The sequence below is a fragment of the Nguyenibacter vanlangensis genome (assembly GCF_013376155.1).
Classification (GTDB): Bacteria; Pseudomonadota; Alphaproteobacteria; order Acetobacterales; family Acetobacteraceae; genus Gluconacetobacter; species Gluconacetobacter vanlangensis.
This window is the reverse complement of the sequence record NZ_JABXXP010001160.1, coordinates 1-632: the sequence shown is the minus strand read 5'-3', so window position 1 is coordinate 632 and position 632 is coordinate 1. Positions and strand designations below refer to the sequence as shown.

Annotated in this window: 2 protein-coding genes; both read left to right on the top strand. The window is 66.1% G+C overall.

Translation table 11 applies throughout. The features are described from left to right. Positions 1 to 226 precede the first annotated feature (226 nt). Positions 227 to 445 (top strand): translation initiation factor IF-1, encoded by a 219-nt coding sequence (infA, locus tag HUK84_RS21870; RefSeq protein WP_003622234.1) that lies wholly within the window; start codon positions 227 to 229, stop codon positions 443 to 445. A gap of 16 nt (positions 446 to 461) precedes the next feature. Beyond that, positions 462 to 632: Maf family protein (locus tag HUK84_RS21865; protein WP_218064503.1), on the top strand; the 171-nt coding region annotated here is incomplete at its 3' end.

Below are 632 nucleotides of genomic sequence, written 5' to 3'. Positions count from 1 at the left end.
GCTGGCGCGGGCCGAGGGGCTGGACGCGCACGCGCTGAGCGTCTCGGCACGGCTGGACGCAATCGTGACCGGCGTCGACAAAGCTTGACCGCGGCGCCGACAATCCGCACATATCCGCGTGCATTCTCTCTATCGGGCCTCGGGATCGCCTTGTGCGACGATCCCGGCGCTCGGCTTGTCCCTTGTACCGGCCCGGCGCCGGTCAATCAGAAGATCGAAGGACCCGATGTCTAAGGAAGACATGATCGAATTCAGCGGCACGGTCACCGAGCTGCTGCCCAATGCCATGTTCCGCGTCAAGCTGGACAATGAACACATGATCCTGGCCCACACCAGCGGCAAGATGCGCAAGAACCGCATCCGCGTCCTGGCCGGCGACCGGGTGAATGTCGAAATGACGCCGTACGATCTCAGCAAGGGTCGCATCACCTTCCGCTTCAAGTAAGGCGGCGGTACTCCTCTTGTCCGACCCGTTCCCGTCCGATCCGCATTCGTCCGCCCCGCCGCTGCCGGGGCTGGTCCTGGCCTCTGCCTCGCCGCGCCGCCGCGACCTGCTGGCGCAGATCGGATTGCAGCCGCGGCGCATCGTCGCCGCCGACCTGGACGAAACGCCGCTTGCCGGCGAACTGCCC

Coding starts and splice junctions, on each gene's coding strand:
- infA (WP_003622234.1), top strand. CDS start 227: ATGTCTAAGGAAGACATGATCGAATTCAGCGGCACGGTCACCGAGCTG.